Source organism: Kitasatospora sp. NPDC024654 (assembly GCF_055559155.1).
On the sequence record NZ_JBVHLF010000008.1, the window covers coordinates 18646 to 43412 of the forward strand.

Annotated in this window: 25 protein-coding genes; 6 read left to right on the plus strand and 19 right to left on the minus strand. The window is 73.5% G+C overall.

The window, feature by feature from the left end:
* The gene (locus ACZ38L_RS07115; RefSeq protein ID WP_465690042.1) at positions 1 to 669 is read left to right on the plus strand and encodes a TIGR03085 family metal-binding protein; all 669 of its coding nucleotides are present in this window, start codon (positions 1 to 3) and stop codon (positions 667 to 669) included.
* A 38-nt stretch (positions 670 to 707) separates the two neighbouring features.
* Here ACZ38L_RS07115 and ACZ38L_RS07120 read toward each other — a convergent pair whose 3' ends face one another.
* From ACZ38L_RS07120 to hisD, 10 genes are all read right to left on the minus strand, one after another.
* Entirely contained in the window at positions 708 to 1136 is a 429-nt protein-coding gene (locus ACZ38L_RS07120; RefSeq protein ID WP_465690044.1) for a hypothetical protein, read from the minus strand.
* 43 nt (positions 1137 to 1179) lie between these two features.
* A complete protein-coding gene (locus ACZ38L_RS07125) occupies positions 1180 to 1680 on the minus strand; it encodes a hypothetical protein (RefSeq protein ID WP_465690046.1) in 501 nt (166 codons plus the stop codon).
* Between the two features lie 125 nt (positions 1681 to 1805).
* On the minus strand, positions 1806 to 2576 hold the full coding sequence (gene hisF / locus ACZ38L_RS07130; RefSeq protein ID WP_465690048.1) for an imidazole glycerol phosphate synthase subunit HisF: 771 nt from the start codon (positions 2574 to 2576) through the stop codon (positions 1806 to 1808).
* Complete coding sequence (locus ACZ38L_RS07135; RefSeq protein ID WP_465690050.1) at positions 2573 to 3007, minus strand: RidA family protein; 435 nt, start codon at positions 3005 to 3007, stop codon at positions 2573 to 2575. Before ACZ38L_RS07135 ends, hisF begins: the two co-directional genes overlap by 4 nt.
* Positions 3004 to 3726 carry a bifunctional 1-(5-phosphoribosyl)-5-((5-phosphoribosylamino)methylideneamino)imidazole-4-carboxamide isomerase/phosphoribosylanthranilate isomerase PriA gene (gene priA, locus ACZ38L_RS07140; RefSeq protein ID WP_465690052.1) on the minus strand — a complete coding sequence of 241 codons (723 nt, stop codon included), beginning with the start codon at positions 3724 to 3726 and terminating at the stop codon, positions 3004 to 3006. The genes ACZ38L_RS07135 and priA overlap by 4 nt, the downstream gene beginning before the upstream one ends.
* 61 nt (positions 3727 to 3787) lie before the next feature.
* The gene (gene hisH, locus ACZ38L_RS07145) at positions 3788 to 4423 is read right to left on the minus strand and encodes an imidazole glycerol phosphate synthase subunit HisH (protein WP_465690054.1); all 636 of its coding nucleotides are present in this window, start codon (positions 4421 to 4423) and stop codon (positions 3788 to 3790) included.
* A gap of 17 nt (positions 4424 to 4440) precedes the next feature.
* The gene (locus tag ACZ38L_RS07150) at positions 4441 to 4590 is read right to left on the minus strand and encodes a hypothetical protein (RefSeq protein ID WP_396561541.1); all 150 of its coding nucleotides are present in this window, start codon (positions 4588 to 4590) and stop codon (positions 4441 to 4443) included.
* On the minus strand, positions 4587 to 5180 hold the full coding sequence (gene hisB, locus ACZ38L_RS07155) for an imidazoleglycerol-phosphate dehydratase HisB (RefSeq protein ID WP_396561543.1): 594 nt from the start codon (positions 5178 to 5180) through the stop codon (positions 4587 to 4589). Before hisB ends, ACZ38L_RS07150 begins: the two co-directional genes overlap by 4 nt.
* 5 nt (positions 5181 to 5185) lie before the next feature.
* The gene (locus ACZ38L_RS07160) at positions 5186 to 6283 is read right to left on the minus strand and encodes a histidinol-phosphate transaminase (RefSeq protein ID WP_465690057.1); all 1098 of its coding nucleotides are present in this window, start codon (positions 6281 to 6283) and stop codon (positions 5186 to 5188) included.
* Positions 6280 to 7587 carry a histidinol dehydrogenase gene (gene hisD, locus ACZ38L_RS07165; RefSeq protein ID WP_465690059.1) on the minus strand — a complete coding sequence of 436 codons (1308 nt, stop codon included), beginning with the start codon at positions 7585 to 7587 and terminating at the stop codon, positions 6280 to 6282. The genes ACZ38L_RS07160 and hisD overlap by 4 nt, the downstream gene beginning before the upstream one ends.
* Positions 7588 to 7858: 271 nt before the next feature.
* On the opposite strand from hisD, the gene ACZ38L_RS07170 reads away from it, so the two are divergent.
* Both ACZ38L_RS07170 and ybaK read left to right on the plus strand, forming a co-directional pair.
* Positions 7859 to 8584 carry an LON peptidase substrate-binding domain-containing protein gene (locus ACZ38L_RS07170; protein WP_465690299.1) on the plus strand — a complete coding sequence of 242 codons (726 nt, stop codon included), beginning with the start codon at positions 7859 to 7861 and terminating at the stop codon, positions 8582 to 8584.
* A gap of 27 nt (positions 8585 to 8611) precedes the next feature.
* Positions 8612 to 9115 carry a Cys-tRNA(Pro) deacylase gene (ybaK, locus tag ACZ38L_RS07175; protein WP_465690061.1) on the plus strand — a complete coding sequence of 168 codons (504 nt, stop codon included), beginning with the start codon at positions 8612 to 8614 and terminating at the stop codon, positions 9113 to 9115.
* Here the strand turns inward: ybaK and ACZ38L_RS07180 are convergent.
* The 6 genes from ACZ38L_RS07180 to ACZ38L_RS07205 all read right to left on the minus strand — a co-directional run bounded on the left by ACZ38L_RS07180 (position 9068) and on the right by ACZ38L_RS07205 (position 15053).
* A complete protein-coding gene (locus tag ACZ38L_RS07180; RefSeq protein WP_465690063.1) occupies positions 9068 to 9760 on the minus strand; it encodes a hypothetical protein in 693 nt (230 codons plus the stop codon). The genes ybaK and ACZ38L_RS07180 overlap by 48 nt on opposite strands.
* 35 nt (positions 9761 to 9795) lie before the next feature.
* Positions 9796 to 10611: an ABC transporter permease gene (locus ACZ38L_RS07185; protein ID WP_465690065.1), complete on the minus strand. Its 816-nt coding sequence runs from the start codon at positions 10609 to 10611 to the stop codon at positions 9796 to 9798.
* Positions 10608 to 11561 carry an ABC transporter ATP-binding protein gene (locus tag ACZ38L_RS07190; protein ID WP_465690067.1) on the minus strand — a complete coding sequence of 318 codons (954 nt, stop codon included), beginning with the start codon at positions 11559 to 11561 and terminating at the stop codon, positions 10608 to 10610. Before ACZ38L_RS07190 ends, ACZ38L_RS07185 begins: the two co-directional genes overlap by 4 nt.
* A 68-nt stretch (positions 11562 to 11629) precedes the next feature.
* Entirely contained in the window at positions 11630 to 12856 is a 1227-nt protein-coding gene (locus ACZ38L_RS07195; RefSeq protein ID WP_396561558.1) for an NYN domain-containing protein, read from the minus strand.
* Positions 12857 to 13047: 191 nt separating this feature from the next.
* Complete coding sequence (locus ACZ38L_RS07200) at positions 13048 to 14073, minus strand: aspartate-semialdehyde dehydrogenase (protein ID WP_465690070.1); 1026 nt, start codon at positions 14071 to 14073, stop codon at positions 13048 to 13050.
* A gap of 44 nt (positions 14074 to 14117) precedes the next feature.
* Positions 14118 to 15053, minus strand: coding sequence for a dihydrodipicolinate synthase family protein (locus tag ACZ38L_RS07205; RefSeq protein ID WP_465690072.1), 936 nt, complete (start codon positions 15051 to 15053; stop codon positions 14118 to 14120).
* A gap of 71 nt (positions 15054 to 15124) precedes the next feature.
* On the opposite strand from ACZ38L_RS07205, the gene ACZ38L_RS07210 reads away from it, so the two are divergent.
* The 3 genes from ACZ38L_RS07210 to ACZ38L_RS07220 all read left to right on the plus strand — a co-directional run bounded on the left by ACZ38L_RS07210 (position 15125) and on the right by ACZ38L_RS07220 (position 20410).
* The gene (locus ACZ38L_RS07210; protein WP_465690074.1) at positions 15125 to 16066 is read left to right on the plus strand and encodes a LysR family transcriptional regulator; all 942 of its coding nucleotides are present in this window, start codon (positions 15125 to 15127) and stop codon (positions 16064 to 16066) included.
* A 47-nt stretch (positions 16067 to 16113) separates the two neighbouring features.
* The gene (gene dnaE / locus ACZ38L_RS07215) at positions 16114 to 19665 is read left to right on the plus strand and encodes a DNA polymerase III subunit alpha (RefSeq protein WP_465690076.1); all 3552 of its coding nucleotides are present in this window, start codon (positions 16114 to 16116) and stop codon (positions 19663 to 19665) included.
* 148 nt (positions 19666 to 19813) lie between these two features.
* Entirely contained in the window at positions 19814 to 20410 is a 597-nt protein-coding gene (locus tag ACZ38L_RS07220; protein ID WP_465690078.1) for a hypothetical protein, read from the plus strand.
* Between the two features lie 55 nt (positions 20411 to 20465).
* On the opposite strand, the gene ACZ38L_RS07225 is transcribed toward ACZ38L_RS07220, so the two are convergent.
* Genes ACZ38L_RS07225 through ACZ38L_RS07235 form a run of 3 tightly spaced genes read right to left on the minus strand, consistent with a single transcriptional unit; the run spans position 20466 to position 24742 of the window.
* On the minus strand, positions 20466 to 21047 hold the full coding sequence (locus ACZ38L_RS07225; protein WP_465690080.1) for a dienelactone hydrolase family protein: 582 nt from the start codon (positions 21045 to 21047) through the stop codon (positions 20466 to 20468).
* A 51-nt stretch (positions 21048 to 21098) separates the two neighbouring features.
* Positions 21099 to 21977 carry an ABC transporter permease gene (locus ACZ38L_RS07230; RefSeq protein WP_465690082.1) on the minus strand — a complete coding sequence of 293 codons (879 nt, stop codon included), beginning with the start codon at positions 21975 to 21977 and terminating at the stop codon, positions 21099 to 21101.
* Positions 21974 to 24742, minus strand: coding sequence for an alpha/beta fold hydrolase (locus ACZ38L_RS07235; protein ID WP_465690084.1), 2769 nt, complete (start codon positions 24740 to 24742; stop codon positions 21974 to 21976). The genes ACZ38L_RS07230 and ACZ38L_RS07235 overlap by 4 nt, the downstream gene beginning before the upstream one ends.
* Positions 24743 to 24767 lie beyond the last annotated feature (25 nt).

Sequence of the window (24767 nt, forward strand, 5' to 3'; positions counted from 1 at the left end):
ATGGCGAACCACGCGCGGGCCCAACGGGCCAGGCTGGCCGGACTGCTGACCGAGGCCGGGCCCGACGCACCCACCCTCTGCGCTGGTTGGCGCACCCGTGATCTGGTCGCCCACCTGCTGGTGCGCGAGCGCCGGCCGGACGCCGGGCCGGGCATCCAGCTGGCGGCGCTGGCCGGCTGGACCAGGCGGGTGCAGGAGGGCTACGCGCGCCGGCCGTACGAGCGGTTGGTACGGGAGTTCCGCGGTGGCCCACCCCGACTGTCGCTCTTCGCACTGCCCGGCGTGGACGAACTGGCCAACGGAGTGGAGTACTTCGTGCACGCCGAGGACGTCCGACGGGCTGCTCCCGGCGGCTGGGAGCCGGAACCGCTCGACCCTAAGCTCACCGAACTGCTCTGGCGGCGACTGCCGTTGCCCGCCCGGATCGGGGTGGGCCGGCGGACTCCGCTCCGGGTGCAGCTGCGTCGCACCGACCGTCCGGGCCTGCTGACGGTCGGCGCGCCGGACGGTGAGCCGGTGGAGGTGGCCGGCGAGCCGGCCGAGCTGCTGCTCTTCGCCTTCGGTCGCGGGGCGCGCGCCCGCGTCGTGGTGGACGGCGCGCCGGCGGCGGTGGACGCCCTGCGCGCCCGCCTGCCGCTCCCGGCGGCGGCGGACGCGTCGGACGGCTGACCGGGCTCCCCGGTGACCCGGCAGCGGGGGTCGGCTCGTCAGCAGAGCGGCAGGCCCGGCGCCGGCTGGTCGTTGGCGCCGCCGGAGAGGTGGACCACGTTCACCCAGACCCCGTGGTGGCCGTTGTCGTCGTCGGTCCTGCCCCACCAGCGGTTGGAGTAGCCGTCGTAGCTGTACTCCGACCCCGTGGCCTGGCAGTAGAAGTAGTTCCAGCCGACGTGCAGCCCACCGCCGGTGGGGTTGTTGCCCACGTAGTAGGACGGCGCGTACGCCCAGACGTAGCAGTCGTACTTGCCGCCGCCCAGCGCCGAACAGCCGCTGACCGCGGCCGTCCCCGGCGCGGCGACGGCCCGGGCGGCGCTCGGCGCGGCGGGGGCGGCGCTCGCGACGGCCGGCGCCACCAACGTCGCCGCGCCCACCACCGCGCTGATCCCGAGACCGGCCAGCCGTCGATTCAACCTGCCCATCACACAATCCCGTTCTGTGCCCGACTGGTGCCGTCCCGGCCGGTTAGGGCCGGCCGGGACGGGATCCACTCTGCCGCCGGGCCGGGTGGCGCCGTAACCTGACGGGCGTTAGCGCGAACAGCCGACAGGTCGGCTCGCCGCCGACCTGACCCGACTGGTCGGCGTAACGATGTTGTGGGGCATAGACGTTGAGCGCACTGAAACCGTGCGAGCAGGGCACCAGCAGCCGAGCCGGTTCGCCGGGGGTCGTCACCGGGAGCGCCTCGTGGGTGTGGATCAGGTTGGGGTGCTTCCAGCGCCCGGCCGCCGCGAGTTCCCGCCCGACCACCTCGGCCAACGCGCCCAGTTGCCCGGACGTCCCGCGCCGGGCCGGCAGGAACTTCAGCGCCACCTCGGCCGGCTGGCCGCCGTCGAGCCGCCGCCCCGCGTAGACGCTGCCCCAACTCCCGTGCGCGACCGGTGAGACGACCTCGTACGTGCCGATCCGGAAGCCGACCGGCACCCGCACCGGCCACCCGGCATCGCCTCCGGCCTGCCCCGGCATCTGCCAACCCCCTCGGGCCGGACCGCCGCAGGGGACGCCAACACCCCGACGGCCGGGGCAGCTCCACTCACTCCCCGTGACGCGATGCTAACCCGGGCGCGCCCCGACACGCCCGGATCACCGGCTCAGCGGACCGGGTGACCCGCCTCGCGCAGTGCCGTCTTGACGTCGCCGATCCGCAGGTCGCCGAAGTGGAAGACCGAGGCGGCGAGCACCGCGTCGGCGCCGGCCGACACCGCCGGGGCGAAGTCGGCGAGCTTGCCCGCGCCGCCGGAGGCGATCAATGGCACGGCCACCTCGGCCCGTACCGCGCGGATCATCGCCAGGTCGTAGCCGTCCTTGGTGCCGTCCGCGTCCATCGAGTTGAGCAGGATCTCGCCAGCCCCCAACTCGGCCGCCCGGACCGCCCATTCGACCGCGTCCAGGCCGGTGCCGCGCCGCCCGCCGTGGGTGGTGACCTCGTAGCCGGAAGCGGTCCCGGTGCCGGGCGGGCAGCGCCGGGCGTCCACCGAGAGCACCAGCACCTGACGGCCGAACCGCTCGGCGATCTCGCGCACCAGCTCGGGCCGGGCGATCGCCGCGGTGTTCACCCCGACCTTGTCGGCGCCGGCCCGGAGCAGCCGGTCGACGTCCTCGACGGCCCGCACCCCGCCGCCCACGGTGAGCGGGATGAAGACCTGCTCGGCGGTGCGGCGCACCACGTCGTAGGTGGTCTCCCGGTCGCCGGACGAGGCGGTGATGTCCAGGAAGGTCAACTCGTCGGCGCCCTGGGCGTCGTAGAGCTTGGCCAGCTCGACCGGGTCGCCGGCGTCGCGCAGGTTCTGGAAGTTGACGCCCTTGACCACCCGACCGGCGTCGACGTCCAGGCAGGGGATCACACGTACGGCGAGGGTCATGGCTTGCCTTCCAGGGATTCCAACTCGGCCGCCAGGCCGGCGCGGTAGGCGTCGAGTTCGACCTCGACCACCATCCGCGAGTCGATCAGGCCCTCCACCACCACCATGGTGGCCACCGGGCGGACCCGGTCGAAGAGCTTCTTGTGCGCCCGGCCGACCTCGTCGGCGTCCCGCACGTGCGTGATGTACATCCGGGTGCGGACCACGTCGTCCACCGTCAGACCGTACGCGGCAAGGGCGTTGAGGCCGACGCCGAAGGCCGTGAGGGCCTGCTGGTACGGGTCGTCGTGCTCCACCCGACCGTTCACCCAGGCCGTCGAGCCCGCCACGTGCACGTGGTCGCCGGCGGCGACGGCTCGCGCGTAGCCGAACTCCTCCTCCCAGGGCGAGAATCCGGCGACCCGGCCGCGTACGATCTGACGCTCTGTCACGAGACGGCCTCCAGGGCCTCTTCGAGGGTGAACTTCTGCTCGTAGAGGGCCTTGCCCACAATCGCCCCCTCGACACCCTCGGGCACCAGGGTGGCGATGGCGCGCAGGTCGTCCAGCGAGGAGACCCCGCCGGAGGCGACCACGGGCTTGTCGGTGGCGGCGCAGACGTCGCGCAGCAGCTGGAGGTTGGGTCCGGTCAGGGTGCCGTCCCGGTTGACGTCGGTGACCACGTAGCGGGCGCAGCCCTCGGAGTCCAGCCGGGCCAGCACCTCGTAGAGGTCTCCGCCGTCCCGGGTCCAGCCCCGGCCGCGCAGCGTGGTGCCGACCACGTCCAGGCCGACCGCGATCTTGTCACCGTGCTCGGCGATCACCTTGGCGACCCAGTCCGGGCTCTCCAGCGCGGCGGTGCCCAGGTTGACCCGGGTGCAGCCGGTGGCCAGCGCGGCGGCGAGCGACTCGTCGTCGCGGATGCCGCCGGACAGCTCGACCTTGATGTCCAGCGCGCCGGTGACCTCGCGCAGCAGATCACGGTTGGAGCCGGTGCCGAACGCGGCGTCCAGGTCGACCAGGTGCAGCCACTCGGCGCCGGCCGACTGCCAGGCCAGCGCGGCGGCGAGCGGCTCACCGAAGGAGGTCTCGGTGCCGGAGGCGCCCTTGACCAGGCGGACGGCCTGGCCGTCCCGGACGTCGACGGCGGGCAGGAGTTCGAGGCGGCTCATCGGTAACTACCTTCATCACATCGGAGGGGGGAACACGGACACACGGCCGGAGCCGGCCGGTTCACAGCGTGTCGACCCAGTTGGTCAGCAGGGCGGCGCCGGCGTCGCCGGACTTCTCGGGATGGAACTGGGTGGCCCAGAGCGGCCCGTTCTCGACGGCGGCCACGAACGGCTGCCCGTGCGTGGTCCAGCTGACCAGCGGCGGGTGGATCCGCTCGTTGGTGACCTCCAGCTCCCAGCGGCGCACGCCGTAGGAGTGCACGAAGTAGAACCGGGTCTCCGGGTCCAGCCCGGCGAAGAGCCTGCTGCCCTCGGCCACCGAGACCGTGTTCCAGCCCATGTGCGGCACGATCGGGGCGTCCAGCGGCTCGACCGTGCCGGGCCACTCGTCGCAGCCCGCGGTCTCCACCCCGTGCTCGACCCCGCGCTCGAAGAGGATCTGCATGCCGACGCAGATGCCCAGCACCGGACGGCCACCGGCCAGCCGGCGGCCGATGATCTGCTCCCCGCGGACCTCGCGCAGCCCGCGCATGCAGGCCTCGAAGGCGCCGACGCCGGGGACCAGCAGCCCGTCGGCGTCCATCGCCTGCTGGAAGTCGGAGGTCACGGTGACGGTCGCGCCGGTGCGCTCCATCGCCCGCTGCGCCGACCTGAGGTTCCCCGACCCGTAGTCGAGGACCACGACGTTCTTGCCCATGGCGGACCTCCCCCTCTCTAGAGCCGCAGCGCGCCGGCGGCCAGGCAGAGCACCGAGCCGAGGGCGAGCACGGCGATGACGCCCTTGGGCAGCTTCTGCTTCCAGAAGGAGTACACCCCGCCGCCGAGGAAGAGCCCGACGACGATCAACAGAGTTGCCTTGCTCACAGTGCGCCCTTGGTCGAGGGGAGGATGCCGGCCGCGCGCGGGTCGAACTCGGACGCGTAGCGCAGCGCCCGGGCGAGTGCCTTGAACTGGCACTCCACGATGTGGTGCGCGTTGCGGCCGTACGGTACGTGGACGTGCAGGGCTATCTGCGCCTGGGCCACGAACGACTCCAGGATGTGCCTGGTCATCGTCACATCGTAGGTCCCGATCATCGGGGCCATGCCCTCGGGCTCGGTGTGCACCAGGTACGGGCGGCCGGAGAGGTCCACGGTCACCTGGGCGAGCGACTCGTCCAACGGCACCGTGCAGTTGCCGAAGCGGTAGATGCCCACCTTGTCGCCGAGCGCCTGCCTGAACGCGGCGCCCAGCGCGAGGGCGGTGTCCTCGATCGTGTGGTGGGTGTCGATGTGCAGGTCTCCGTCGGTCTTCACTGTGAGGTCGAAGAGACCGTGGCGGCCCAGCTGGTCGAGCATGTGGTCGTAGAACCCGACGCCCGTGGAGATGTCGGTCCGGCCGGTGCCGTCGAGGTCGATCTCGACCAGGACCGAGGTCTCCTTGGTGGCGCGCTCGACGCGCCCGATGCGGGACATGGGGTTCACAGCTCCTTGATCACGGTGGTGAGGGCGTCCAGGAAGGCGTCGTTCTCGGCGGGCGTGCCGGCGGTGACCCGCAGCCGCCCGGGGACACCGTTGTCGCGGACCAGCACGCCGCGGTCCAGCAGGCCCTGCCAGACGGTGTGCGGGTCCGTGAAGATCCCGAACTGGATGAAGTTGGCGTCCGAGTCGGTGACCTCCAGGCCCAGCGCGCGCAGCGCCGTCACCACCCGGTCGCGCTCGGCCTTGAGCCGCTCGACGTACCCGAGCAGGGTGTCGGTGTGCTCCAGGCAGGCCAGCGCGGTGGCCTGGGTGACAGCGGACAGGTGGTACGGCAGCCGGACCAGCTGCACCGCGTCCACCACGGCCGGGTCGGCTGCCAGGTAGCCGAGCCGCAGCCCGGCCGCGCCGAACGCCTTCGACATGGTCCGAGTGACCACCAGGTGCGGCCGACCGGCCAGCAGCGACAGCAGCGAGGCGCGGTGCGAGAACTCGACGTACGCCTCGTCCACCACGACCATGGTCGGCTTGACCGCCTGCGCGGCGTCGTAGAGCGCCCGCACGGTGTCGGCCTCGACCGCGGTGCCGGTCGGGTTGTTCGGCGAGCAGACGAAGAGCACGTCCGGGCGGTGCTCGGCGAGCGCCGCGACGGCCGCGTCCAGGTCGATGGTGAAGTCGGCGCGGCGCGGGCCGGCGATCCACCGGGTGCCGGTGCCGCGCGAGATCAGCTCGTGCATCTGGTACGAGGGCGCGAAGCCCAGCGCGCTGCGACCGGGCCCCCCGAAGGTCTGCAGCAGCTGCTGGATCACCTCGTTGGAGCCGTTCGCCGCCCAGACCTGGGCCCGGGTGAGCGGCACGCCCGTGGTGCGGGTGAGGTAGGCCGCCAGGCCGTCGCGCAGCTCGACCGCGTCCCGGTCCGGGTAGCGGTTGAGGTCGCGGGCGGCCGCGGCGACCCGCTCGGCGATCCGCGCCACCAGCGGCTCGGGCAGCTGGTACGGGTTCTCGTTGGTGTTCAGCTGGACCGGCACGTCGAGCTGCGGCGCGCCGTACGGGGACTGGCCGCGCAGCTCGTCGCGGACCGGGAGATCGTCGATCTTCACTGGCCAGGCACCGTCCAGTCGAAGCGGGCGCGGATCGCGTCACCGTGACCCGGCAGGTCCTCGGCCGCGGCGAGGTTGACCACGTGCGCGGCGATGTCCGCCAGCGCCTCGCGGTTGTAGTCGATCACGTGGATGCCGCGTAGGAAGGACTGCACGGAGAGACCGGACGAGTGGCAGGCGCAGCCGCCGGTCGGCAGCACGTGGTTGGAACCGGCCGCGTAGTCGCCCAGCGAGACCGGCGCGTACCGGCCGACGAAGATCGCGCCCGCGTTGCGCACCCGGGCGGCCACCGCGGCGGCGTCCCGGGTCTGGATCTCCAGGTGCTCGGCGGCGTAGGCGTTGACCACCAGCAGGCCCTGCTCCAGGTCGTCCACCAGGACGATGCCGGACTGCCGGCCGCCCAGCGCCTCGGTGACCCGCTCGCGGTGCTTGGTCTCGGCGACCTGCTCGGCCAGCTCGGCCTCCACCGCCTCGGCCAGCGCGACCGAGTCGGTGACCAGCACCGAGGCGGCCATCGGGTCGTGCTCGGCCTGGCTGATCAGGTCGGCCGCCACCTCGGCCGGCGCGGCGCTGTCGTCGGCCAGGACGGCGATCTCGGTCGGGCCGGCCTCGGCGTCGATCCCGATCCGGCCCTTGAGCAGCCGCTTGGCGGCGGCCACGTAGATGTTGCCGGGGCCGGTCACCAGGTTGACCGGCGCGCACTCCTCGGTGCCGTAGGCGAACATCGCGATCGCCTGGGCACCGCCGGCGGCGTAGACCTCGGTGACCCCGAGCAGCGCGCAGGCGGCCAGAATGGTCGGGTGCACCTTGCCCCCGAAGTCCCGCTGCGGCGGGGAGGTGACCGCGATGCCCGGGACGCCGGCCTCCTGCGCCGGGACCACGTTCATCACCACGGAGGACGGGTAGACCGCCAGCCCGCCCGGCACGTACAGGCCGACCCGGTCCACCGGCACCCAGCGCTCGGTGACCGTGCCGCCGGGCACCACCTGGGTGGTGTGGTCGGTGCGGCGCTGCTCGCGGTGGACCAGCCGGGCCCGTCGGATCGACTCCTCCAGCGCGGCCCGCACCTTCGGGTCCAGCGTCTCCAGCGCGGCGGTCAGCTCGGCCTCGGGCACCCGGGTGCGCTCCAGCACCACGCCGTCGAACCGCTCGGCATACTCGATCAACGCCGCGACCCCACGATGGCGGACGTCCTCGCAGATGGGCCGCACCTTCTCCAGGGCGGCCTCCACGTCGAACTCGGCACGGGGCAGCAGGTCACGCGGGTCGCCGGAGGCGCCGCGGAGGTCGATTCGAGAGATCACAGGCCCAAGTGTAAGGAGTGGCCGGAATCATCGGTCCCGCATTCCATTCCGTGATACGTGGGACGAGACAGCCGTTCGAGCGAGGACCGCGGTGGGCGGGCGGCCGGATTCCGGTGGCGCCGGGCCCTCCGGCGCGGCGAGGTCCACCGCCCGGCCCGTCGAGGACGACCCGTTCGGCGCAGACCGCAGGGCGCCCGAGCGGACCATCGGCACCGCGGTGGCCGGCCACCTGGCCCTCGCGGCGGAGCCGCGGGCAACTACGCTGTGCGCCGTGACAGAACGGCTGCCGATCTTCCCGCTCGACTCGGTGCTCTACCCCGGGCTCGTGTTGCCCCTGCACGTCTTCGAGGAGCGCTACCGGCGGCTGGTCGCCGATCTGCTCGCACAGCCCGAGGACCAGCCGCGCCGCTTCGGCGTGCTGGCCATCAAGGACGGCCGGGAGGTCGCCCCGGTCACCGACCGCGACCGGCCGGCCGGCCCGCTGGACGGGCTGGGCACCGACGGCGACCCGTTGCAGGCGCTGCACCACATCGGCTGCGTGGCGGACGTCGCGTCGGTGCAGCCGCAGCCGGCCGGTGGCTACGAGCTGCTGATCACCGGGACGACCCGGTTCCGACTGCGCTCGGTGGAGACCGGCGGGCCGTACCTGGTCGGTGAGGTCGAGACGGTCGAGGAGCAGCTCGGCGAGGGCGCCGGCGCGCTGGCCGGCGGGGTCGAGCGGGCCTTCCGGGCGTACCAGAAGCGGCTGGCGGGCGCCCGCCGGGCCAGCCTGAGCGGCGAGCAGGAGCTGCCGGACGACCCGCAGGTGCTCTCCTACCTGGTGGCGGCCGCCTCGGTGCTGGACGTGCCGGTCAAGCAGCGGCTGCTGGCCTGCCCGGACGCCGCGAGCCGGCTGGCCACCGAACTGGAGCTGCTGCGCCGGGAGACCGCGCTGCTGGCCTGGTTGCCGTCCGTCCCGGCGGTGGACCTGACCCGCCAGGCCTTCAGCCCGAACTGACCACCCACCGAGTCGAGGGAGCGATCAGTGGCGAAAGCGGCGAAGAAGCAGCGCGGTAGCGCGGGGACCCCGGCCACGGTGGCGTTGGAGAGCGCCGGGGTGCCGTTCACCGTGCACGCCTACCAGCACGACCCGGCCGCGGCCTCCTACGGCGAGGAGGCCGCGCAGGCGCTGGGCGTCCCGGCCGAGCGGGTCTTCAAGACCCTGGTGGCCGAGGTCGACGGCAGGCTCGCGGTCGGCGTGGTGCCGGTCGCCGGGCAGCTGGACCTCAAGGCGCTGGCCACCGCGCTGGGCGGCAAGAAGGCGGTGATGGCCGACCCGGCCGCCGCCGAGCGCAGCAGCGGCTACGTCCGCGGCGGGATCTCGCCGCTCGGGCAGCGCCGCCCGCTGCCCACCGTGCTGGACGCCGGTGCGCTGGCGCACCCGACGGTCTTCGTCTCGGCCGGGCGGCGCGGCCTGGAGGTCGAGCTGGCGCCGCAGGACCTACTGCGCCTGACGGCTGCCGTCAGTGCCGAGATCGGCCGCCGCTGAGGAGTCACCGGACCCGGCCGGCGCCTCGTCGGCCTGCGGCCACTGCGGACCGGCCCAGTACGGCGGCAGGTCCTCCTCCCGCTTGCCGAAGGCCGCCGAGAGGATCAGCAGCAGCACCATCGCGGCCATCGGCCAGACCAGCAGCGCGCCGTGCGCGCTCAGCGCCAGCGCCTCGTTGAAGGTGTGCCCGTCGCCCACCGCCTTGGCGTGCGCGACGATGTCACTGGTCGGGCCGAGGGTCACGCCGAGCCGCCAGGCGGCCAGCGAGCCGGCCAGCCCACCCACGGCGAGCCCGGCCGCCACCGCGATCCCGCCACCGCGCCGCCGGGTGAGCAGGAACGCCGGCACCGCGGTGAGCAGCCCGAACGCCAGGCCGAGCAGCACGAAGGTGCCGTCCGCGCCGGCTCGCTGTTCACCCTCCGGGTCGACGTACAGCACCTGCTGCCCGTGCACCACCAGCGGTACCTCGGGTGCCAGCCAGACCCAGAGCAGGCCCATCACCAGCCCGAGCAGTGCGCAGGCCAGGCCGATCGGCACACCGATCTTCAGCTCGGCGCCGAGCCGGTGGGCCGGCGGCTGGGCGGGGGACGGCTCGGACCGGGGCGGGAGGGGTCCGGCCTCCGGAGGCGTGTTCGGTTCGGTCACCGCTCCATCGTTTCACGAAGCGCCCGAGATCCGGGCTAACGGGTGGTGGCGCGGCGGTAAGCCCAGGTCGCCACGGCCAGCGAGATCACTCCAACGGCCGCACAAACCGCCAGATCACCGCCGACCGCGGGCCAGTCCGGCCGGGCCGCGAAGGTCAGCGCGAAGGCGTTCACCCCGTAGGTCGAGGGCAGCAGGTCGCGCAGCCACTGGACCGGCCCCGGCAGGTGCGCGGCCGGCAGCACGCCCAGCAACAGCGCGGCCGACATGCCCAGCTGGCCGAGCATGGTGGCGATCTCCTGCTTGGGCGCCAGCAGCCCGCAGGCCGCGCCCAGCCCGGAGAGCGCCGCGCCGGAGAGCGGGACCACCGCCAGCAGCACCCAGAGGTGCACCAGGGAGAGCTTGAACAGCAGGGCCCCCGCGGCCGCCGTGACCAGCGCGCCGGGCAGCGTGAACGAGGCGAACGCGGCCGCCGCGCCGAGCACCACCGAGGCGGCCGGGACGGGCAGTGTCGCGTAGTGGTCCAGGCCACCGGTGGCCCGCAGCCGGCCGAAGTACTGGGCGAGCAGGTTGAGCGCCACGAAGGCCACCACCAGCACGCTGGAGCCGGACACCACCGCGCGCGCCGACGCGTTGTCCCCCGCGGCGACCACGCCGCGCATCATCACCAGGATGCCGACCGACTGGAAGGTCGCCACGAACATCAGCGGGATCCGGGCCACCTTGGCCCGGGCCAGCTGCGCCCGGTAGACGGCGGCCAGCGCCGGCAGCGGCCGGGCGGCGGGGGCCAGCGCGGCGGCCTGCGCGGCCGGCCGGGTCGCGGTGGCGGTGGCGGTGGCGGTCAGCGTGCTCATTTGGCCAGTCCTCCGTGACGTCCGCCGAGCCGGAGGTAGGCGTCCTCCAGGCTCGGGGTGGCCAGCGTGAAGTCGTCCAGGGCGGCGAAGGCCGGCCCGGTGGTCACCGCGGCGACCAGCTCCCTGGCCTCCTCCGGGGTGGTGCGCAGGGTCCAGCGCCGGCCGGACCGCTCGGCCCGGTCGGCCAGCAGCGCGACCGTCGGCACCCCGAGCGGCGCCTCGGCCCGCCAGACCAGGTCGAGCCGGACGTCCCCGTCCACCAGCGCCTTCAGCCCGCCCGGCGTGTCGCAGGCGATCACCCGGCCCTCGTCCAGCACGGCGACCCGGTCCAGCACCGTCTCGGCCTCGATCACGTTGTGGGTGACCAGCAGCACGGTGGTCCCGCGCTCCGAACGGCGGCGGTCCACGGCGGCCCAGACGGCCCGCCGGGCGACCGGGTCCATGCCGGTGGTCGGCTCGTCCAGGACCAGCAGCGGGCGCTCGCCGACCAGCGTGGCGGCGAAGCAGGCGAGCCGGCGCTGGCCGCCGGAGAGCTTGCTGAGCGGCCGGGCGGCCAGCGGCTCCAGGCCCAGCTCGGCGAGCACCTCGGCGGCCTCGGCCCGGGCCGCCGCCCGGGTCAGCCCGCGCAGTCGGCCGGTGGTCTCGGCGGCCAGCGCCACCGTCAACTCGTCCAGCGCGGTGGACTCCTGGCCCAGGTAGCCGAGCAGCCGGGCGGCCCGCTCGGGGTGGCGCACCACGTCGTGGCCGAGGATCTCGATGCTGCCGGAGTCCGGCCGCAGCAACCCGGTGAGCTGGCGGACCAGGGTGGACTTGCCGGCGCCGTTCGGGCCGAGCAGGCCGAAGATCTCACCCTGGTGGATCTCCAGGTCGACCCCGTCGGTGGCGCGGATCTCACCGTGGCTCTTGGTGAGGCCCCGGACGGAGCAACAGGGCAGGGGGGGCTCGCTCACGAGCGAAGACTCTACGCGCTGCGGATGAGAATCAGCGGGGCGGGTCACCCCGCCGCCGGCCGGGTCGGTCAGTCGTCCACCACGATCAGTTCACCGCCCGGGATCCGGGCCGCCAGCTCCTTCCAGAAGCCGGCCCGGATCGCGTACCGGTCGTGCTCGTCGATCTGGTCGTCCTTGTGCGCCAGCAGGCCGAACCGGGCCGCGTAGCGCAGCAGTTCGCCGTCCACCCGGTGCGGGATCCGGGGGTAGTCGGACCACAGCACGCCGAGCCGCTCGCGCTCGCCCAGCCGGTCCGTCCAGCGCCGCGCGAACACCTGGCCGACCTCGTGCGGGTCGCCGCCGATCGCGGTGATGTCCTCCTCCCGGTCCACCCAGCGCTGCTCGGCGGTGGTGAGCTGGGCCAGCGTGGGCAGCCCGTCGGCAGCGGTACTGGTCTCGGCCGGCGACGGCCGGTCCACCCAGCCGCGGTCGGAGGACCAGCGCAGCACCGGGCCGTTGTGCGCCGCGGCGGCGGGCGGCTGGGCGGCGGCCGCCGCGGTGCGGCCGGCCAGGTCCTTCGGGGTGGGCACGGCCTTCAGCGCGACCGGCGGCAGCGCCGGCTCGGCCGGCCGGGCGGGAGCCTCGGCGGCGGGCCGGCACGGTTCCTCGTCCGGCCCCGGGGTCGGACCGGGCGCCGGGGTGGGCGGCGCGGCCAGGATCTTGGCGATCTCCGGGCGCGGCCCGGCGGACGGGAAGACGGTGGCCGGCTCGCGCAGCCGGACCGAGCGGGTGATCCAGGCCCGGTCCAGCACCCGGCGCTCGTCGGCCTCGCCGACCAGGTCCTCGGACTGGTTGAAGTCCCCGTCGGCGGCCTGCAGCGCCCAGAGGTGGACGGCGACCCCGTGCTCCTTCGCGGACATCATGCCCGGCAGCAGATCGCCGTCGCCGGTCACCAGCACCACGTCCGCGCAGGCCCGGTTGCGGGCCAGCTCGGAGAGCTCGGCGTGCATCGCGGCGTCCACGCCCTTCTGCACCCAGCGGCCGTCGGCCCGGGTCAGCGCACCGAGCCGGACGGTGACCCGGGGCAGCACCCGCAGCCGGCGGTGCTCCGGCATCGGCCGGCGCTCGGGGGCCGCGTCGAACCAGTAGATCCGCAGCAGCGGCAGCCCGGTCTCCTCCTCCGCCCGTTCCCGCAGCGAGGCGATCAGCGCGGTGTGGTCCACCGTCACCCGGGAGCGCGCGGACTCGCCGGCGAGCAGGCTGGCGGCGGCGCCCAGCAGGTATCCGGCATCCACGAGGACGACGCAGCGGTCCACTTCCGCACCTCTCTCCCGGTCGGCCCGAGCAGTCTGCCGGAGCGGGGCCGCCGAGAGCACCCCGCCCGACCGTTGCGGTCTCCTTTACCCCCCGACGGACCGGTGAATCACCCGCCTGCCCGCGCCACGGGCTGAGCCACCCGGGGGTCACGGACCGCTCCGTGGCCCCCGGGTGGCTCAGCCGGCCGACCTCAGCCGAGCTCGGCGGCGACCAGCTCGGCGATCTGCACGGCGTTCAGCGCCGCGCCCTTGCGCAGGTTGTCGTTGGAGAGGAAGAACGACAGACCGTGCTCGACCGTCTCGTCCCGGCGGATCCGGCCGACGTAGGTCGGGTCCTGGCCGGCCGCCTGGAGCGGGGTCGGGATGTCGCTGAGCAGCACGCCCGGCGCGCCGGCCAGCAGCTCGGCGGCCCGCTCGGGGCTCAGCTCGGCCGCGAACCGGGCGTTGACCTGCAGCGAGTGGCCGGTGAACACCGGCACCCGGACGCAGGTGCCGGAGACCTTCAGCTCCGGGATGCCCAGGATCTTGCGGCTCTCGTGGCGGAGCTTCTGCTCCTCGTCGGTCTCGTTCGAGCCGTCGTCGACGATCGAGCCGGCCAGCGGGAGGACGTTGAAGGCGATCGGGCGCTTGTACACGGCGGGCGCCGGGAACTCGACCGCCGAGCCGTCGTGGGTGAGCGCGGCGGCGTTCTCCACCACCTTGGCGGCCTGCTCCTGCAGCTCCCGCACGCCGGCCAGGCCACTGCCGGAGACCGCCTGGTAGGTGGCCACCACCAGCGCGGTGAGCCCGGCCTCCCGGTGCAGCGGGCGCAGCACCGGCATCGCGGCCATGGTGGTGCAGTTCGGGTTGGCGATGATCCCCTTCGGCCGGTCGGCGATCGCCTCCGGGTTGACCTCGCTGACCACCAGCGGCACCTCGGGGTCGCGCCGCCAGGCCGAGGAGTTGTCGATCACCACGGCGCCGGCCGCGGCCACCTTGGGCGCCAGCTCGCGGGAGGTCCCGCCGCCGGCCGAGAAGATCACGATGTCCAGGCCCCGGTAGTCGGCGGTGGCCGCGTCCTCGACGGTGACCTCGCCGCCCTGCCACGGCAGCGTGCGGCCGGCCGAACGGGCCGAGGCGAAGAGCCGCAGCTGCTCCACCGGGAACCGGCGCTCCGCCAGGATCTCCCGCACCACACCGCCGACCTGGCCGGTCGCCCCCACGATGCCGATCTTCATCCGTCGTCCTCCTCCGTTGCTGCTGTCCTCTTCATCCTGCCTTGTCACCCGGGGTGCACCGCCAATCGATCCGCCTGCTGGACAGCCGACCCCTCATCCAGCTTCCCGGCCAGGGCACCGAGCGTCGCCACGCTCGCCGGGCCGGCCGGCAGCAGCGGCAGCCGGACCGCCGGGCTGGGAATCCGGCCCAGCGCGTGCAGCACGCCCTTGACCACGGCCGGGCTGGGCTCGGCGAAGGCGGCCGCGGAGAGCGCCGCCAGCCGGTGGCCGAGCGCGCGGGCCTCCGCCACCCGGCCGGACCGCCAGTGCCCGGTCAACTCGACGAAGCGCGCGGTGCCCAGATGGGCCGAGGCCGGGATCCCGCCGGCCGCGCCGAGCGCCAGCAGCGGCGAGAGGAACACGTCGTCGCCGGCCAGCACCGCGCAGTCCTCCGGCCGGTCGCCCAGGAACGCCACGGTCTCCTGGTCCAGCACCCCGGTCGCGTACTTCACCCCGGCCACCCCGGGCAGCCGGACGATCCGGCCCAGCGCCGCCGCGCCCAGCGGCTGCCCGGTGCGGTAGGGGATGTGGTAGACGATCAGCGGCACCGGGCTCTCGGCGGCCAGCCGGGCGAAGTGGGCCAGCACCCCGGCCTCCCCCGGACGGGCGAACGCCGGCACCGGCACCAGCGCGGCCACCGCCTCCGGCCACCGCCGCAGCCCGTCCAGTGCCCGCAGCGCGCCGCGGGTGTCGCCACCGCTCGCGCCGACGGTCAGCGCCGCGCCGCGCTCCCGGCAGACCCGGGCGCAGATCGCGATCACCGCCCGCCGCTCGGCCTCGTCCAGCGCGGCCGGCTCGCCGGTGGTGCCGAGCGCGACCAGCCCGGCCGCGCCGTCGTCCAGCAGCCGGTGGGCGAGGCCTTCGAGCGCCTCGCCGGCCAGCTCGCCGGCGGGGGTGAAGGGGGTGACCAGGGGGACGTGGATGCCCTCGAGAAGTGCCATGCGATCGAGCCTGGCCCAGCCGACCCGACAGGTCCAGTTCGCATTTCCACGCTGAACCGTAAGCTGTGCTGATGCTCGACGTCCGCCGCCTGCGGCTCCTGCGGGAGCTGGCCCACCGGGGCACCATCGCCGCCGTCGCCGAGGCGCTGGCCTTCAGCCCCTCCGCCGTCTCCCAGCAGCTCAGCGCGCTGGAACGGGAGGCCGGCCTGCCACTGCTGGAGCGCACCGGCCGGCGGGTCACGCTCACCCCGGCCGCGCTCGGCCTGGTCGTGCACGCCGAGGCGGTGCTGGCCCGGCTGGAACGGGCCTCGGCCGAGCTGGCCGGCGCCCGGCAGGGGTTGACCGGGCCGCTGCGGATCGGCAGCTACCCCTCGGCCACCCGGGCGATCGTCCCGGCCGCGCTGGCCGAGCTGGCCCGCCGTCACCCGGGCCTGGAGCCCCGGGTGACCGAGGTGGACCCGGCCGGCGTGGCCGCCGCGCTGCGGGCCGGCGAGCTGGACGTGGCGCTCGTGCACGAGTACGACTTCGTGCCGGCCGAGCCGGAGCCCGGCCTGGCCGGCGAGCCGCTCTTCACCGAGCCGATGTACCTGGCCGCGCCGACCCCGGGCACCGTCGCCGACCAGCGGCAGGCGCCCTGGATCGTGGCCCCGACCGGCACGCTCTGCCACACCATGGTGGTCCGGGCCTGCCAGGCCGCCGGCTTCACCCCGCGGGTCCGCCACCAGATCGACGACTTCGCGACCGTCCTCGCCCTGGTCGCGGCCGGCCAGGGCGTCGCCCTGGTCCCCCACCTGGGCGCCACCGACCCCCCGCCGGGCGTCGCCCTGACCCGCCTCCCGACATCCCGCCGCACCCGCACCGCCTTCCGCGCCGGCGCCGCCCGCCACCCCGCGGTGGCCGCCTTCACCACCGCCCTGCGCGCCGTCGTCCCGCCCGAACTCGCCGACGGGGCAGCGGATCCGGCGCGACGGCCGGCTTCGGCGAGCGCCGAGGAGGGAGCCGGAGCGCGCTAGGGTGGAGGTTCCCCCGCCGAGATCTATGCCGAGGAGCCGGTCGCACCGTGGCTGACAGCTTCGTCCACCTGCATGTCCACACCGAGTACTCGATGCTCGACGGGGCAGCGAAGAACGGCAAGTTGATCGCGGAGGCCGAGCGGCAGGGCATGCCGGCCATCGCGATGAGCGACCACGGCAACATGTTCGGCGCCTACGAGTTCTTCCAGAAGGCCAAGGGCAGCTCGGTCAAGCCGATCATCGGCATCGAGGCGTACGTCGCCCCGGGCTCGCGGTTCGAGAAGAAGCCGGTCTTCTGGTCCCCCGGCGGCCAGCGACCGGCCAGCGCGGACGGCGAGGGTGGCAAGGACGTCTCCGGTGGCGGCCGCTACACCCACATGACCATGTGGGCGGAGAACGCCACCGGCCTGCGCAACCTCTTCAAGCTCTCCTCGCTCGCGTCCATGGAGGGCTACTACATGAAGCCCCGGATGGACCGCGAGCTGATCGCCGCCAACGCCACCGGGATCATCGCCACCACCGGCTGTCCCTCGGGCGAGGTGCAGACCCGGCTGCGGCTCGGCCAGTACGACGAGGCGGTCAAGGCCGCCGCCGCCTACCAGGACATCTTCGGCAGGGAGAACTACTTCCTGGAGCTGATGGACCACGACCTGTCCATCGAGCGGGACGTCCGGGCCGACCTGCTGCGGCTCGCCAAGCAGCTGAACATCCCGCTGCTGGCCACCAACGACTCGCACTACGTGACCGCCGACCAGGCGGACGCGCACGACAGCCTGCTCTGCGTCGGCGTGGGCAAGAACAAGGACGACCCGAACCGCTTCAAGTTCCAGGGCACCGGCTACTACATCAAGACGCCGGAGGAGATGCGCGCGCTCTTCGACGAGCTGCCGGAGGCCTGCTCCAACACGCTGGCGATCGGCGAGCGGATCCAGCCGTACGACGAGGTCTTCGAGTACGTCGACCGGATGCCGCAGTTCGACGTCCCCGCGGGCGAGACCCAGGCCTCCTACCTGCGCAAGAAGATCGAGGCCGGCCTCAAGCACCGCTACGGCGACAACCCGAGCCAGGAGGTGCTGGACCGGATCGAGCTGGAGATGGGCGTCATCACCCCGATGGGGTTCGACGCCTACTTCCTCGTGGTCGCCGACATCTGCCAGTACGGCCGGGACAACGGCATCCCGGTCGGTCCGGGTCGTGGCTCGGCGGCGGGCTCGATGGTCGCCTACCTCACCGGGATCACCCAGCTGGACCCGCTGGAGCACGATCTGCTGTTCGAGCGGTTCCTCAACCCCGAGCGCATCAACCCCCCGGACGTCGACATCGACTTCGACGACCGCCAGCGCGACCAGATGGTGCGCTACGTCACCGAGAAGTACGGCGCCGCCTACACCGCCCAGGTGAACACGTTCGGCACCATCAAGGCCAAGGCCGCCGTCAAGGACGCCAACCGCATCCTCGGCTACCCCTTCTCGATGGGCGACCGGATCACCAAGGCGATGCCGCCGGACGTGATGGGCAAGGGCGTCCCGCTCTCCGACCTGTTCAACGAGTCTCACCCCCGCTACAACGAGGGCACCGAGATCCGGAACATGTACGCCAACGAACCGGACGTCAAGAAGATCATCGACACCGGCATGGGCATCGAGGGCCTGATCCGCGGCACCGGCGTGCACGCCGCCGCCGTCATCCTCTCCTCGACCCCGCTGCTCGACCTGATCCCGCTGCACATGCGGGACAAGGACGGCGTGATCATCACCGGCTTCGACTACCCGTCGTGCGAAGCCATGGGCCTGATCAAGATGGACTTCCTGGGTCTGCGGAACCTGGGCATCATCGACCACGCCATCAAGATCATCAAGGCCAACCGGGGCGTCGACGTCGACATCGAGAAGATCCCGATCGACGACCCGACCACGTACGAGATGCTGGCCCGCGGCGACACCCTGGGTGTGTTCCAGCTCGATGGCGGCCCGATGCGCGCCCTGCTGCGGCTGATGAAGCCCACCGAGTTCGCCGACATCTCCGCCGTCTCGGCGCTGTACCGCCCCGGCCCGATGGGCATGAACTCGCACACCAACTACGCGCTGCGCAAGAACGCCCAGCAGGAGATCATCCCGATCCACCCGGAGCTGGAGGAACCGCTCAAGGAGGTCCTCGGCCCCACCTACGGTCTGATCGTCTACCAGGAGCAGGTGCAGCGAGCCGCCCAGGTGCTGGCCGGCTACTCGCTCGGACAGGCAGACCTGCTCCGCCGCGCGATGGGCAAGAAGAAGAAGGAGGTCCTGGAGAAGGAGTTCGTTCCCTTCCACGCGGGCTGCAAGGAGCGCGGCTACTCGGACGAGGCGATCCAGGCGGTGTGGGACGTGCTGGTCCCGTTCGCCGGTTACGCGTTCAACAAATCGCACTCCGCCGCGTACGGGCTGGTCTCCTACCAGACCGCCTACCTCAAGGCGAACTACCCCGCCGAGTACATGGCCGCCCTGCTCACCTCGGTCGCCGACGACAAGGACAAGATGGCCGTCTACCTGGCCGAGTGCCGGAAGATGAACATCAAGATCCTCTCGCCCGACGTCAACGAGTCGGTGGTCGACTTCACCGCCGTCGGCTCCGACGTGCGCTTCGGCCTGAAGGCCGTGCGCAACGTCGGCGTCCCGGTGATCGAGTCGCTGATCAAGACCCGCAAGGAGAAGGGCAAGTACACCTCCTTCGCGGACTTCCTGGACAAGGTCGAGCTGGTCGCGTGCAACAAGCGGACCGTCGACTCGCTGATCAAGGCGGGCGCGTTCGACTCGCTCGGGCACACCCGGCTGTCGTTGACCACCGTGCACGAGACCGCGATCGACGCGGTGACCGGAGTCAAGAAGCAGCAGGCGATCGGCCAGGACGACCTGTTCGGCGCACTGGACACCGGCGCCGACACCCCGACCATCGGACTCGACTTCGAGCTCACCGACCGGGAGTGGCCGCGCAAGCAACTGCTCAGCCTGGAACGGGAGATGCTCGGCCTGTACGTCTCCAGCCACCCGCTGGACGGCGCCGAGCACATCCTCTCCCGCAACCGCGACACCTCGATCGCCGAACTGATGGGCTCCGGCCGCACCGAGGGCGAGGTCCGGCTCTCCGGGCTGATCACCGGCGTGGACCGGCGGATCAACAAGGCCGGCAACGCCTGGGCGATCATCACACTGGCCGACCGCGACGGCTCGGTCGAGGTGCTATTCTTCCCGGCCACCTACAACCTGATGGCCGACCAGATGGTCGAGGACAACGTGGTCTCGGTGCGCGGCCGGCTCAACGAGCGGGACGGCGCCCTCAGCATCTTCGGTGCGGAGATCACCACCCTGGACATCTCCTCCGCCGAGCACGGCGGCAAGCCGCCGATCCAGATCAGCGCACCCGCCACGAAGATCAACCCGGGCCTGATCCGCGAGCTGAAGCGCTCGCTGCGGGCCCACCCCGGGGACGTCCCGGTGCGACTGCTGACGACCAGTCGGCAGAAGGACGTGCTCTACGAGCTGGGCTTCCTGGTCAACCCGGACAACGGGGCCTTCGCCTCCGAGGTGAAGATGCTGCTGGGCCCGTCCGCCTGGAGCGCCTGAGTCGACTTCAAGACCGGCGCGGGGGGCCTGAACTGCGGTTCGGGCCCCCCGCGTCGCTGCTGACGGGCGGTCCGCACGCTACTCTCGGCCGGGGCGACCCCGCAGTCGGGTCGCCTTCGCTCGGACCGTCCAAGGGGGACAAACCGCCATGAGTCACGCCCAGCCCGTGGGAGCCTTCCCGCCACCCCCGGCCCCCGCCGCACCGCGGGCCGCAGCACTGCCCGGGCTGGCCGTGCTGATGATCGTCGATCTGCTGCTGGAACTCGCCGTCCTGGCACACGACCTGGCCGAGGAGGGCGCGGCCTACCTGCCGACCGCCCTGGGATTCAGCTACCAGCACAACACCGCCGCGCCGATCAACTTCTACGGGGGCGACACGGTGACCTGCGTCACCCTGGTCGTCCTGATCGTCGCGGCCTTCGGCGGGCGCGGGTGGGTCCGCACCGGCGGCAGCGTGCTGCTGCTGACCAACGCGTACGGTGTGCTCTCCGGGCTGGTCCTCCAGCTGACCGGGACGGCCGAGGCGCGGAGCGCCTTCGCCGCGCCGGTGGTGCCGAACCTGCTGCTGAACCTGGACGAGCTGGCGCAGCTGGCACTCGGCCTGGTCTTCGCGCTGGTGGTGCTGGCCACCCGGCGCAGTACCCCGCGCACAGCGGTCTTCGGCGCGCGGCCCGTGCCCCCGGTCGGCTCCCCGGTCACCCCGCCTGCTCCGGTTCCAGGCGCCCACGACCCCGCCCGGTCCTGATCCGCGCGCGGACGGCCCGGTGGGAGCGCACCCCGGGCGGGCCGTCCGCCGCCGCTCAGCCGTCCAGCTCCGCCAGGAAGTCCAGCGCCACCAGCCAGGTCCGCTCGGCCGCCTGCTCGTCGTGGTCCGGCAGCTCGGGGTCGGTGAACAGGTGCCCGGCCCCCCGGTAGCGGTGCACCTCGACGTCCGCGCCCGCCCGCCGCATCCGCAGGTACCAGGCGTTCAGCCAGTCCTCGGGCTCGAACGGGTCCGGCTCGGCCACGTGCAGCTGGACCGGCAGCGAGGTGGCGGCGTCGTCCCGGATGTCCGAGGTGCCGTGCAACAGCAGCAGGCCCTTGGCCTGCTCGTCGGCCAGCGCCAGGTTCTGGGCCACCGAGGCGCCGAACGAGAAGCCCGCGTAGACCAGCCCGGTCCCCGCGGTGAGCAGCGGCGCGACCACGCCGACCGCCCGGCGCAACAGCTCGTCCTTGCCCACCTCGTCGGTGTGGGCCATGCCCTCCTCGACCGTGTCGAAGAGCTTGCCGTCGAACAGGTCGGGGACCGTCACCTGGTGGCCGGCCGCCCGCAGCCGCTCGGCGGCGGCGTGCACCGCGGGGCGCAGCCCGTAGACGGAGTGGAAGAGGACGAGCTGGGCCACGGGATCTCCAGGGAGTGAACGGGTGCGAACCCCTCCATGATCCCCCAGCGGTCAGGAGACCACGTCCTTGCGGGCGAAGGCGCGGAACGCCAGCGCCAGCAGGACCAGCGCGTAGGAGACCGAGAGCGAGACCCCCTGCAGCATGCCGCCCCACTCCAGCTGCGGTTGCAGCGCGTCCGCCCAGGAGTACTGCCAGTGCGCCGGCAGCCACTCGCGCAGCCCGCCGAGCGCGGTGATGGCGTCCAACACCCCGGTGATGATCGACAGGAAGACCGCGCCGCCGACCGCGCCGAGCGGCGCGTCGGTCACCGTGGACAGGTAGAACGCCAACGCGCCCACCACCAGCTCGTTGAGCACCACGAAGCCGACCGCGATCGCCAGCCGGGGTAGCGCCTCGGCGGCCGGCAGGCTGTCCCCGGTGGGCAGCCGCAGGTCACCCCAGCCGTACGCGGCCGTGCCGACCCCGAGCCCGACCAGCGGCAGCAGCACGATCGCCACCGTGGAGAAGAACAGCCCGACCGCGAGCTTGCGGGCCAGCAGCCGGGCCCGCGGCACCGGCGCCGCCAGCAGGTAGCGCAGTGAGGACCAGCTCGCCTCGGCCGCCACGGTGTCCCCGCAGAACAGCGCGACCGGGATCAGCAGCAGGAACCCGGTGCCCATGAAGAGCAGGGTGGCCGCGAAGTTCGGCCCGGAGGCGGTGGCCAGGTCCACGAAGGTGGTCTGACCCGGCCGGCTGGGCGTCCCGCCGATCTGGAACGCCGCCAGCACGATGAACGGCAGTGCGACCAGCACGGCGAAGATCACCAGGGTGCGCCGGCGGCGCAGCTGGCGCAGCGCCTCGACGCGCAGCGGCAGGGTGTGCCCGGGCCGGTAGCCCGGGGCCCGGTCGGCGGCGACGGCCGTCGGGGTGACCGTGGGGACGGCACTCACGCGGAACCTCCGATCAGGGAGAGGAAGGCGTCCTCCAGGCGTCGATGCGGACCGGCCCGCTCGACCGGGACGTCCAGCCGGACGAGTTCGGCGAGCAGCGCGCTGGCGGTCAGGCCGTCCAGCCGGACCAGCAGTCCGGAGCCGGCCACCTCGGCGCCGGCCACCCCGGCCAGCTCGGCGACCCGCTCGGCGGCGGCGGCCAGCTCGTCCGGCCCGTACCGGGCCGGGGTGCCGACCAGCAGCAGCTCGCCGGCGCCGACGATCTCCTCGACGGCGCCCGCGGTGACCAGTCGGCCGCGGTCCATCACCACCAGGTGGGTGCAGCTCTGCTCGACCTCGGCGAGCAGGTGGCTGGAGACGATCACGGTCCGGCCGCCGGCGGCGTAGCGGATCAGTACCTCGCGCATCTCGCGGATCTGTGGCGGGTCCAGCCCGTTGGTCGGCTCGTCCAGGATCAGCAGGTCGGGCAGGCCGAGCATGGCCTGGGCGATGGCGAGGCGCTGCCGCATGCCCTGCGAGTAGGTGCGCACGGCCCGTTCCAGCGCCTCGCCGAGGCCGGCGATGGCCAGCGCCTCGTCCAGGTGCGCGTCCGCCGCCGGGCGGCCGGTGGCCCGCCAGTACGACTCCAGGTTGGCCCGCCCGCTGAGGTGCGGCAGGAACCCGGCGCCCTCCACGAAGGCGCCGACCCGGGAGAGCACGGGGGCGCCGGGCCGCACCGGGTGCCCGAAGATCCTCATCTCCCCGGCGTCCGGGCGGATCAGGCCCATCAGCATCCGCAGCGTGGTGGTCTTGCCGGCGCCGTTCGGGCCGAGCAGGCCGAGCACCTGGCCCGGCTCGACCCGGAAGCCCAGGTCACGCACGGCATACCGGTCGCTGGAGCCCTCGTAGCGCTTGCTCAGGCCGGTGATCACCAGCGGTACCCCGGCCAGCACCGGATCCGGCGCCGGGGTCCGGCCGCGCCGGCGGATCAGCAGCAGCCCGGCCGCGACCGCCAGCGCGAGCAGTGGCAGCACCCAGGTGCGGGCCGGCAGCGGCGCGGCCTCGGTGTGCAGCTGGGTCACGGTCGGCACGGTGAGCGGGCCCGCCAGGGCGACCTGGTAGGCGGCGGCCTCGATGGGAGAGGCGTAGGCCAGGTCGGTGCTGGCCAGCACCAGCCGCAGCCGGTGCCCGGCGGAGAACGCGTGGTCGACAGCGGGCAGCGCGATCGTGACGGTCTTCCCGCCGGGGGCGTCGGCGCCGGTCACCCGGAGCGGGGCGGCCAGCTGCTGGGGCAGGGTCTGCTTGCCGTCCGGCCCGACGTCGTAGAGCTTGGCGAAGAGCACCGCGTCCGGGCGGTCGGCCTGCACCTGGATCGAGACGGTCGGGCTGCCGGTGAGCTGGAGCGAGGAGGCCAGCGGCGGCGAGTCGAAGGACGCGTACTGGCCGGGGAAGTCGATCGAGAGCCCGGTGCCGAGCGAGGCGGCCTGGGAGAGCGCGCCGAGCCCGGGGACGGTGGAGATCGCGGGCGGCGCACCGCCGGGCGGGTTGGCGATGCTCTGCCGGCCGCCGGTCAGCGGCACGGTCCGTGAGCCGGTGCCGCCCAGGCCGGGGTAGCGGTCGGCGTCGGCGCCGCGCAGCACGGCCTGGAACCCGGTGGAGTCCACGCCACCGGTGCGGGTGACCCGGAAGGCCGGGCCGGTGTCGGTGTCCTGGTGCTTGAGGTAGCGGTCGAACCAGGCGGTGACCCGGGCGTCCACCCGGGCGTCGTTCTCGGTGCCGGCGTCGTGGCCGCCGTCGAACCAGTCGACGTCCACCGGCGCGCCGTTGGCGGCGATCGCCCTGGCCATCTCGTCGCCCTGGTCGAGCGGGAAGAGCGAGTCCTCCTGGCCCTGCACCACCAGGGTGGGCACCTTGATCCGGTCCGCCACCGAGGACGGGCTGGACTGCTCCAGCAGCGCCACCGCGGCCGGGTCGGCGTGCCCGGCGGCGGCCACCCGGTCGTACATCGCGCAGAGCTCGGCGGTGAAGCGACCGCAGCCGATCCGGCCGGCCGTGGCCGCGGGCGGGGTCTGCGGTCCGCCGGTCCCGCCGCTCAGGTTGCCGGCCGAGCCGGTGGTGAAGAAGATCCCGGCCCAGAGCTTCTTGAAGACCCCGTCCTCGGGCGAGCCGCCCTGCACGCCCTGCGGGAAGAGCGCCTGTGCCAGGTTCCACCAGGTGACCTCCGGCGCGATCGCGTCGATCCGCGGGTCGTAGGCGGCGGCCAGCAGCGCGATCGCACCGCCGTACGAGGCGCCGGTGATGCCGACCCGGGGGTCGCCGGGCCCGTCCAGCTGCACCTCGGGCTGCTGGGCCAGCCAGTCCACCAGGTGCTTGACGTCCTGCACCTCGCGGTCGGGCGAGTCCAGGCCGATCTGCCCGGTGGAGCGGCCGAAGCCGCGCGCCGACCAGGTCAGCACGGCGAAGCCGGACCGGGCCAGCTGGCGGGCCTGCGGTGCCTCGTCCGTCTTGCTGCCGCCGAAGCCGTGCGCCAGCAGGATGGCCGGCCGCGGGCTGCTGCCGGTGTAGAAGAACGAGGTGTCGATGGAGACCTGCTGTGCGCTGCCGGGGGTCTCCGGCATCCGCAGCATCTGGTCCCGCTCGTGGATCGGCTGCTCGGCGCCGAACGCGACCGTCCCGGCCGTGCCGAGGCCGACCAGCACCGCCAGCGCCGCCACGCCGGCCACCACTCGCCGGGTCGCCGGTCCGCCGCGCTCGCGCCAGCGCCGCCATGGGCCACCGAGGTTCATGGTCGGCGATCCTATCCGCGTCCGA

Coding starts and splice junctions, on each gene's coding strand:
- ACZ38L_RS07115 (WP_465690042.1), top strand. CDS start 1: ATGGCGAACCACGCGCGGGCCCAACGGGCCAGGCTGGCCGGACTGCTG.
- ACZ38L_RS07120 (WP_465690044.1), bottom strand. CDS start 1,136: ATGGGCAGGTTGAATCGACGGCTGGCCGGTCTCGGGATCAGCGCGGTG.
- ACZ38L_RS07125 (WP_465690046.1), bottom strand. CDS start 1,680: ATGCCGGGGCAGGCCGGAGGCGATGCCGGGTGGCCGGTGCGGGTGCCG.
- hisF (WP_465690048.1), bottom strand. CDS start 2,576: ATGACCCTCGCCGTACGTGTGATCCCCTGCCTGGACGTCGACGCCGGT.
- priA (WP_465690052.1), bottom strand. CDS start 3,726: ATGAGCCGCCTCGAACTCCTGCCCGCCGTCGACGTCCGGGACGGCCAG.
- hisH (WP_465690054.1), bottom strand. CDS start 4,423: ATGGGCAAGAACGTCGTGGTCCTCGACTACGGGTCGGGGAACCTCAGG.
- hisB (WP_396561543.1), bottom strand. CDS start 5,180: ATGTCCCGCATCGGGCGCGTCGAGCGCGCCACCAAGGAGACCTCGGTC.
- ACZ38L_RS07185 (WP_465690065.1), bottom strand. CDS start 10,611: ATGAGCACGCTGACCGCCACCGCCACCGCCACCGCGACCCGGCCGGCC.
- ACZ38L_RS07200 (WP_465690070.1), bottom strand. CDS start 14,073: ATGAAGATCGGCATCGTGGGGGCGACCGGCCAGGTCGGCGGTGTGGTG.
- ACZ38L_RS07205 (WP_465690072.1), bottom strand. CDS start 15,053: ATGGCACTTCTCGAGGGCATCCACGTCCCCCTGGTCACCCCCTTCACC.
- ACZ38L_RS07210 (WP_465690074.1), top strand. CDS start 15,125: ATGCTCGACGTCCGCCGCCTGCGGCTCCTGCGGGAGCTGGCCCACCGG.
- ACZ38L_RS07220 (WP_465690078.1), top strand. CDS start 19,814: ATGAGTCACGCCCAGCCCGTGGGAGCCTTCCCGCCACCCCCGGCCCCC.
- ACZ38L_RS07235 (WP_465690084.1), bottom strand. CDS start 24,742: ATGAACCTCGGTGGCCCATGGCGGCGCTGGCGCGAGCGCGGCGGACCG.